The organism is Acidovorax sp. FJL06 (genome assembly GCF_003852545.1).
Classification (GTDB): Bacteria; Pseudomonadota; Gammaproteobacteria; order Burkholderiales; family Burkholderiaceae_C; genus Acidovorax.
Map to the genome: position 1 here is coordinate 244,495 of NZ_QAJR01000017.1, position 8,545 is coordinate 253,039.

The following is an 8,545-nucleotide window of genomic DNA, read 5'->3' on the forward strand; positions in this document are numbered from 1 at the left end:
ATTGACGAGCAAATCGCGATCAGGTAGTTACAGGCGGCTATATCAAATTTGATAGCTGCCAGCTTTTACGGACAAACGTACAGGCCAAAACACTCAAATTAATGACCTGTCAGCTTGCTCTCGCACGCTCAATGCGCCTTATCCCAATTAGCCCCCACTCCCACCTCGGCCAGTAGCGGCACCTTCAGCGCCGCCACGTCTGCCATCAGGCGCGGGATATGGGTCTTGAGCCAGTCCACCTCGCCCTCGGGCAGCTCAAACACCAGTTCGTCGTGCACCTGCATGATCATCTGAATGCCCGGCTTGTGCGCGTCCAGCTCCTTCTGAACCGCCACCATCGCCAGCTTGATGAGGTCAGCCGCCGTGCCCTGCATGGGGGCGTTGATGGCGGCGCGCTCGGCGCCCGCGCGGCGGGGGCCGTTGGGGGAGTTGATTTCGGGCAGGTACAGGCGTCGGCCAAACACGGTTTCGACATAGCCCATGGACTTGGCAGCGGCCTTGGTGTCGTCCATGTACTGCTTCACGCCGGGGTAGCGCTGGAAGTATTTGTCGATGTAGGCGGCGGCGGCCTTGGTCTCGATGCCCAAATTCTTGGCCAGGCCAAAGCTGCTCATGCCGTAGATGAGGCCAAAGTTGATGACCTTGGCGTAGCGGCGTTGCTCGCTGGTGACCTGATCGACCTCCACCCCAAACACTTCAGCAGCCGTGGCGCGGTGCACGTCCAGCCCGGCGTGAAAGGCGTGCAGCAGCGAATGGTCGCCGCTCAGATGGGCCATGATGCGCAGCTCGATTTGGGAGTAGTCGGCACTCGCAATCACGCGGCCTGCGGGGGCCACGAAGGCCTCGCGCACGCGGCGGCCTTCGGGGGTGCGGATGGGGATGTTCTGCAGGTTGGGGTCGTTGCTGGACAAGCGCCCGGTCACGGCCACAGCCTGCGCGTAGTGCGTGTGCACGCGGCCCGTGCGTGGCAGGGCCAGTTGCGCGAGCTTGTCGGTGTAGGTGCCTTTGAGCTTGACGAGGCCCCGGTGCTCCAGCAGTTTGGCGGGCAGGGGGTAGTCCTCGGCCAGTTTTTCCAGCACTTCTTCGTCGGTGCTGCGCGCGCCGGTGGCGGTCTTCTTCACAACCGGCATGCCCAGTTTGTCGAAGAAGATTTCGCCCAGTTGCTTGGGGCTGCTCAGGTTGAAGGGCTGGCCTGCAATCTCATATGCCTCGGTTTCCAACTGCAGGATGCGCTGGCCCAGCTCGTGGCTCTGCGCGGCCAGCGTGGGCGCGTCGATGAGCACGCCGTTGCGTTCGATGCGGTACAGGGCCTCGCTGCTTTGCATCTCCAGCTCGTAGATGAAGCGCAGCTTGTCATCCGCCTGCAGCAGGGGCCACAGGGCGTTGTGCACGTCCAGAGTCTGGTCGGAGTCTTCGCACGAGTAGGCGGCGGCCTTGTCCACCGGCACTTGCGCAAACGGAATCTGGTGCGCGCCTTTGCCGCACAGGTCTTCATACGTGATGCCCTTGCGGCCCGTGTGGCGCTCGGCCAGGCTGGTCAGGTTGTGGGGCTTGTGCACTTCGAGCACGTAGCTTTGCAGCATGGTGTCGTGCGCGTAGCCTTGCACTTCGATGCCGTGGTTGGCGAACACATGGCGGTCGTACTTGATGTGCTGGCCCAGCTTGTGGTGCTTGGGGTCTTCCAGCCAGGGCTTGAGGCGGGCGAGCGCTTCGTCGATGGGCAATTGCTCGGGCGCATCGGGGCCTTCGTGGCGCAGGGGGATGTAGGCGGCCTCGCCGGGCTGCACGCTGAAACTGATGCCGACGATTTGCGCGCGCATCTCGTCGAGCGAATCGGTTTCGGTGTCGATCGCTGCCAGCGGGGCCTTGTGCAGGCGTTCCAGCCACTGGTCAAAGTCCGCCCAGTTCAGGATGGTGTCGTACACCACGGTGCGGTGCTGGGCTTCTTCGGCCACGGTGCTGGCGGAGTGGTCGGCAAACAGGTCGCCGCTTTGGCCGGGCATGGCGACGGTGGGGGCTGTGGTGGCGGGGGCCGCTGCGCCCTTGATGGCGCTGGCCAGGCCCTTGAAGCCGTACTTTTCGTAAAACGGCAGCAGGCCGGTGTTGTCCGGCGCGTCCAGCGTGATGTCGTCAAACGCGGGCAAACCGGGGATGTAGTCGGCCAGCGCGCAGTCGGTCTTCATGGTGACCAGCTGGCGGCTCAAGGCCAGCTGACCGCTGGCAATGGCCTCACGCAGGTTGTTGCCCGCTACGCCCTTGATGGCATCGGCATTGGCAATCAGGCTGTCGAGCGAGCCATATTCTTCCAGCCACTTGGCGGCCGTCTTGGGTCCTACCTTGGTCACGCCGGGCACGTTGTCCACGGTGTCGCCCACCAGCGCCTGGTAGTCCACCATCAGCGCAGGCGGCACGCCAAACTCCGCCGTCACGCCCGCCACATCGCGGCGCTTTCCGCTCATGGTGTCGATGATGGTGATGTGCTCGTTGACCAGCTGGCTCAAATCCTTGTCGCCGCTGGACACAATGACCTCAATGCCCTGTGCGGCCGCCACCTGGGCCAAGGTGGCGATCACGTCGTCGGCCTCCACGCCAGGCACGGCCACCACTTTCCAGCCCAGCAGGTCCACCACCTCGTGGATGGGCTCGATCTGGCTGCGCAGGTCGTCGGGCATGGGCGAGCGCGTGGCCTTGTATTCGGTGTACAGGGCGTCGCGGAAGGTGGGGCCGCTGGCGTCGAACACGCAGACGGCGTAGTCGGCAGTCACCTCTTTGCGCAGGGCCTGCATCATGTTGATCATGCCGCGAATGGCGCCCGTGGCGGCGCTGCTGGGGTCACCCGGCACGGCCCGCAGGTCGGGCATGGCGTGAAAGGCGCGGTAGAGGTAGCTGGAGCCGTCCACCAGCACCAGGGTCTTTTTGTCAGTCATGCGGCAATTGTGCACGGCCACGCCACGCCCGGGCAGCGCTCTACAATCGCCCCATGCGCGCCGTTCACCTCTTCCTTCTGCTGGGCCTTGCCACCGGCACCGCCCTGGCCCAGACCACGCCCCAGAACACCGCCCAGGGCGCAACAGAAAAGCGCGAAGCGCTACAAAATCCAGAGCAACCCGCAGGCCGCACCAACCAGCGCACCGAGCGCATCCAGGTCGAAGACGCCGGCAGCCGCGTGGACGAGCTGCGCGTGGGCGGGCAAACCCAGACGATTTCCGTGCAACCCAAGGCCGGCAACATGCCCGGCTACGAAGTGCAGTCGCCCGATGGCGCCCGCAGCCGTGCGGGCAGCAACAGCGGCGCCGAGACCACCACCGCCCCCCGCGTCTGGAACGTGCTGAAGTTCTGAGCCCGCAGCAGCCGCGCCTGCTGCCCGCAGCGGCCGCGCGCCGCCCGGCCCTCTGCATTCCCGCCAACCCCCCCTCTTTTTTCGATACCTTCTGAGCGATGGCCGTTTTTACCGAAGTCTCCAATTCCGAGGCGCGCGAGCTGCTGCGCCGTTTGCAACTGGGTGAGCTGGTAGGGCTGCGCGGCATCGAGGGGGGCATCGAGAACACCAATTACTTCCTCACCAGCGACCAGGGCGAGTTCGTGCTCACGCTGTTCGAGCGCCTCACGGCCGAGCAGTTGCCGTTCTACCTGCACCTGATGAAGCACCTGGCGCACGGCGGTGTGCCCGTGCCCGACCCGCGCGCCGACAAGAACGGCGACATCCTGCACACCGTGTGTGGCAAGCCCGCTGCGGTGGTGAACAAGCTGCGCGGCAAGAGCCAGCTGGCGCCCCAGGGCGCGCACTGCGCCGCCGTGGGCACCATGCTGGCGCGCATGCACTTGGCAGGGCGCGACTTCGAGCGCCGCCAGCCCAACCTGCGCGGCCTGCCCTGGTGGAACGACACCGTGCCCGTGGTGCTGCCGCACATCGGCGCAGCGCAATCGGCGCTGCTGCGGTCCGAGCTGGCCTACCAGAACCATGTGGCGGCGGGCTCGGCCTACGCCGCCCTGCCCCGCGGCCCCGTGCATGCCGACCTGTTCCGCGACAACGTGATGTTCGAGGGCGAAGAACTCACGGGCTTTTTCGATTTTTATTTTGCGGGTGTGGACACCTGGCTGTTCGACCTGGCCGTGTGCCTGAACGACTGGTGCATCGACTTGGGCCAAGGCACGCACGATGCCGAACGCGCCACCCGCATGCTCGACGCCTACCAGGCCGTGCGCCCGCTCACGGGGGCCGAGCGCGAGCTGCTGCCCGCCATGCTGCGCGCGGGCGCGCTGCGGTTCTGGATCTCGCGCCTGTGGGACTTCTACCTGCCGCGCGAGGCCTCCATGCTCACGCCGCACGACCCCACGCACTTCGAGCGCGTGCTGCGCAACCGCGTGGCGCACCCTGTGCGCGCCTGATCCCGAAGGCCCAAGTACGCCAGGGCGGGCCTTTGCCCCGCCTGTCCCTGCGCCGTGGCTGGAATGGGCCCCTGGGGTAAATTCACGCCTGTTGCACTCTCTGCAGTGCCCAGGGCACCGCCCCTTTCCTTTCACGTATCCATGAAACTCCACATCGTCCCCGCCCGCACCGGCATGGCCTGGGTCAAGCTTGGCGTCCGGGTGTTCTGGCAGCAGCCCATGGCGCTGGCTGCGCTGTTCTTCATGACCATGGCCTCCATGTCGCTGGCCACCATGATCCCGCTGGTGGGCCCCGCCATTGCGCTGGCGCTGCTGCCCTCGGCCACCCTGGCCATGATGGTGGCGGCGGCCCAGGCCTCGCTCGGGCGGTTTCCCACGCCTGCCCTGCTGCTGGTGGCGTTTCGCACGGGCCAGCAGCGCCTGCGCGACATGCTGGTGCTGGGTGCGCTGTACGCCGTGGGCTTCCTCGGCATCATGGGCCTGTCGGCCCTGCTGGATGGCGGGCAGTTCGCCCAGGTGTACCTGGGCGGCGCACCGCTGACCAAGGAAGTGGCGGAAAACCCCGCGTTCCAGAGCGCCATGTGGCTGGCCATGGTGCTGTACCTGCCGCTGTCGCTGCTGTTCTGGCATGCGCCGGGGTTGGTGCACTGGCATGGCGTGCCGCCGGTCAAGGCGCTGTTCTTCAGCATCGTGGCCTGCGTGCGCAACTTTGGCGCCTTCCTGGTCTATGGGCTGGGCTGGCTGGGGGTGTTCCTGCTCGGCGGGCTGGTGGTGAGCCTGGCATCGGCACTGCTCGCAGTGGCCGGGTTGGCCGGTTCGGCGGCCGGTGGCATCATGGTGGGGGCGGCGATGATGATGGCCGCCATGTTCTTCACATCGGTGGTGTTCACCTTCCGTGACTGCTTCGATCCCCCCTCCACGACGACCGAGCCCGAGGCCCCCCATGACGCGCCACAACCCCCCGCACCACCGCCTGGGCCGCACTGAGGACGAACTGGCCTGGTTCCAGCGGCGCAGCCTCCTGCAGGCCGCCGCGCTGTGGATGGCATCCGGCGGCTGGGCTGCCGCCCACGCGCAGGGCCGCAGCAACATCGTGGAGCTGCGCGGCGACGTGCTGCGCAATGGCGAGCGCCTGACCGCCCAGCACACCCTCACCGCCAACGACCGCATCGAGACCGGCCCGGGCTCGACCGCCGTGTTCACCGTGGGCGACAGCGCCTTCATGGTGCGGCAGAACTCGCGCGTGGCCCTGGAGAGCGACACCCCCACCGCCGCCCGGGTGCTGCGCGTGCTCAGCGGCGCGGTGGCCAGCGTGTGGGGGCGCGGCCCGGACCGCCAGATCATCTTGCCCACCGCCACCGCAGGCATCCGCGGCACGGGGGTGTATGCCGAAGTGTTTGCCGACCAGGACCAGCGCGGCTACCTGTGCAACTGCTACGGCACGGTGGACCTGGCGGCCGGCACCGAGCGCCTGGTGAGCCAATCGTCCTACCACCAGTCCTTCTGGGCCGAGCCCGCGCCCCGCGATGGCCGGCTGCTGACACCGGCCGGCGCCATCAACCACACCGACGAAGAGATGGAGTTTCTGGCAGGCCTCGTGAACCAGCGCACGGCCTGGCAGATTGCCGGGCGCAAGGGCATCAAGGACGGACGGGGGCAGATGGACTATTCGGCACCCGGCAGCACGCCCCCTGCGGCTGCGCCGACACCGGCACCGGCCCCCGCTCCAGCCCCTCGGCCCGCGCCTGCCGCGGCCCGGCCACCCGGCAGCGACACCTACTGATCCGCAGCCCCACGGGGCCGCCTGGGCAGACTGGGCGCCCGCCTGACGGCGTGCCACCCCAGCGTCACACAACCGTCAAACCACTGTCACAGGGCATTTCTAGCATCGGCGGCTGGAAACAATGCCCCCGTCCACAGCGCCCCGCAAGGGGGTGCTACCGGCGGTGCCTGGGCATTTCCTGACCGTTTGCATACCAACCTGGAAATCTCCCCAAAATGACCCAACCGACGATGCCCACCCGCCGCAAAGCCCTGCAACTGCTGGCGGGCGTTCCCATGCTTCCGCTCAGCGCCAGCGCGTCGGCAGCCCTGCTGTCCGCCTGCGGCGGCGGTGGCGACTCTGCACCCGGCTACGTATCGGCCAGCTTCACGTCGATGGCCGCACCCACGCTGGCATCGGCAGCGGCCATGGCCACGACCACGGTGGGCTCCACGCTGAACATCAAGCTCAGCGATGACTCGGTGCAGTCCTACCAACTCGCCTACCAGCCCTTCTTCGTGACGGGCGACTTGGTGGCGGACGGCAAGGGCGGCAAGGTTCTGTCGGGCGGCTACTACGACATCAACAACAAGCCCATCATCGACAGCACCGTGGCCGGCAGCGAACGCCATTTCTTCTCGGATGCCCCCGATGGCACCTCGCTGCTCACCGTGGCCAACCCCACCGTCACCGGCCTCAAGGGCAAGGCCGTGTTTGCCGTGGTGCAGTTTGAATACACCACCTGGGCACAGGACGGCAAGACCGACATGTACGGCAAGCTGCCCTCGCCCATCGCCGTGCTCACGCTGGACCAGGACCCCGACACCGGCAAGCTCAGCCTGGTGAAGTACCACAACGTGGACACCTCCAAGGTGCACGGCCTGTGGATCACCTGCGGCGCCAGCCTGTCGCCCTGGGGCACCCACCTGTCGAGCGAAGAGTACGAACCCGATGCCTTCAGCGTTGCCAGCAACGCCATGTTCAAGGCCTACAGCAAGAACCTGTACGGCGATGAGACCACAGCCAACCCCTACCACTACGGCCACATGCCCGAAGTCACGGTGAACGCCGATGGCACGGGCAGCATCAAGAAGCACTACTGCATGGGCCGCATCTCGCACGAGCTGGTGCAGGTGATGCCCGACAACCGCACCGCGCTGATGGGTGACGACGCCACCAACAGCGGCTACTTCGTGTTCGTGGCCGACAAGGAAAAAGACCTGTCGTCCGGCACGCTGTATGTGGCCAAGGTGGGCGCGGGCTTCTCCATCGACCCCAAGGCCACGGCCGCCGCGCCGCTGACCTGGATCAAGATGGGCTCGGCCACCAGCGCCGAGATCGAGACCCTGGCCAACACGCTCAAGCCCACGGACATCATGACCGTGGCCAGCAAGGACCCCAGCGACGCCTCGTACACCAAGATCGTTGCCAACGGCAAGACCGAGTGGATCAAGCTCAACGCCGGCATGGAAAAGGCCGCCGCCTTCCTCGAAACCCACCGCTACGCCGCCTACCTGGGCGCCAGCCTGGGCTTCACCAAGATGGAAGGCACCACCGTCAACGCCAAGGACAAGATTGCCTACTCTGCGCTGCAGAACATCCAGTCGTCCATGGTGGCCGGCAACGCCGCCAACGTGCCAGGCAACGGCATCTCGGTGCCCAAGCAGCTGGTGGCCGGTGCCGTGATGGCACTGAACCTGCGCGGCGGCCAGAAGGACACGGCCGGCGCCGCCATCAACAGCGAGTGGATGCCCGTCGATACCAAGGCCCTGCTGGCCGGTGAAGACATCTCGGCCGACGCGCTGGGCAACACCGCCAACCCGAACACCATCGCCAACCCGGACAACCTGAAGTTCTCCGAGAAGATGCGCACCCTGTTCATCGGCGAAGACAGCAGCCAGCACGTGAACAACTTCCTGTGGGCCTACAACGTGGACACCAAGCAGCTGTCGCGCATCATGTCCATCCCTGCAGGCGGCGAATCCACGGGCCTGCACGCCGTGGACGAAATCAACGGCTGGACCTACATCATGAGCAACTTCCAGCACGCCGGTGACTGGGGTGCTATCCACAGTGTGGTGAAGGACACGCTCGACCCGCTGATCAAGGCCAACTACAAGAACAAGGCTGGCGCAGCCGTAGGCTACCTCACGGGCGCCATCAAGCAGCCCACTTTGGCCAAGGCCTAAAACCCACGTGCCAGCGGCCCGCCCGCCCTAGAGTGCGGCCGCCCACCACCATCACAACGGGGCCCTGCGGGGCTCCGTTGTCATTCATTGGGTCCGCGAGGTGGTGTGTGCTGCATGAAGGGGTAGTCTGCCACCCCACCTCGATACCGGTCGTTCAGTTGGCGCATGCCTAACGACCGTTTGCCACCAGAGGACTAAACCGCTC

At 66.3% G+C, this 8,545-nt stretch carries 6 protein-coding genes; 5 read left to right on the forward strand and 1 reads right to left on the reverse strand.

The window, feature by feature from the left end; translation table 11 throughout:
* Positions 1 to 128: 128 nt before the first annotated feature.
* Positions 129 to 2,927 (reverse strand): DNA polymerase I, encoded by a 2,799-nt coding sequence (polA, locus tag DBV10_RS11265; protein ID WP_124513589.1) that lies wholly within the window; start codon positions 2,925 to 2,927, stop codon positions 129 to 131.
* Positions 2,928 to 2,980: 53 nt separating this feature from the next.
* Between polA and DBV10_RS11270 the strand changes: the two genes are divergently transcribed.
* The 5 genes from DBV10_RS11270 (at position 2,981) to DBV10_RS11290 (ending at position 8,340) form a co-directional block, all read left to right on the forward strand.
* Positions 2,981 to 3,340, forward strand: coding sequence for a hypothetical protein (locus DBV10_RS11270; protein WP_124513591.1), 360 nt, complete (start codon positions 2,981 to 2,983; stop codon positions 3,338 to 3,340).
* A 98-nt stretch (positions 3,341 to 3,438) separates the two neighbouring features.
* A complete protein-coding gene (locus DBV10_RS11275; protein WP_124513593.1) occupies positions 3,439 to 4,389 on the forward strand; it encodes a homoserine kinase in 951 nt (316 codons plus the stop codon).
* A gap of 141 nt (positions 4,390 to 4,530) precedes the next feature.
* Positions 4,531 to 5,376, forward strand: coding sequence for a BPSS1780 family membrane protein (locus DBV10_RS11280; RefSeq protein WP_124513595.1), 846 nt, complete (start codon positions 4,531 to 4,533; stop codon positions 5,374 to 5,376).
* Positions 5,333 to 6,172: a FecR domain-containing protein gene (locus DBV10_RS11285; protein WP_124513597.1), complete on the forward strand. Its 840-nt coding sequence runs from the start codon at positions 5,333 to 5,335 to the stop codon at positions 6,170 to 6,172. Before DBV10_RS11280 ends, DBV10_RS11285 begins: the two co-directional genes overlap by 44 nt.
* 215 nt (positions 6,173 to 6,387) lie before the next feature.
* Complete coding sequence (locus DBV10_RS11290; RefSeq protein ID WP_124513599.1) at positions 6,388 to 8,340, forward strand: PhoX family phosphatase; 1,953 nt, start codon at positions 6,388 to 6,390, stop codon at positions 8,338 to 8,340.
* Positions 8,341 to 8,545 lie beyond the last annotated feature (205 nt).

Bases quoted from the DNA above. Each gene is read 5' to 3' on its own strand.
- polA (WP_124513589.1), bottom strand. From the start codon at position 2,927: ATGACTGACAAAAAGACCCTGGTGCTGGTGGACGGCTCCAGCTACCTC.
- DBV10_RS11270 (WP_124513591.1), top strand. From the start codon at position 2,981: ATGCGCGCCGTTCACCTCTTCCTTCTGCTGGGCCTTGCCACCGGCACC.
- DBV10_RS11275 (WP_124513593.1), top strand. From the start codon at position 3,439: ATGGCCGTTTTTACCGAAGTCTCCAATTCCGAGGCGCGCGAGCTGCTG.
- DBV10_RS11280 (WP_124513595.1), top strand. From the start codon at position 4,531: ATGAAACTCCACATCGTCCCCGCCCGCACCGGCATGGCCTGGGTCAAG.
- DBV10_RS11285 (WP_124513597.1), top strand. From the start codon at position 5,333: ATGACGCGCCACAACCCCCCGCACCACCGCCTGGGCCGCACTGAGGAC.
- DBV10_RS11290 (WP_124513599.1), top strand. From the start codon at position 6,388: ATGACCCAACCGACGATGCCCACCCGCCGCAAAGCCCTGCAACTGCTG.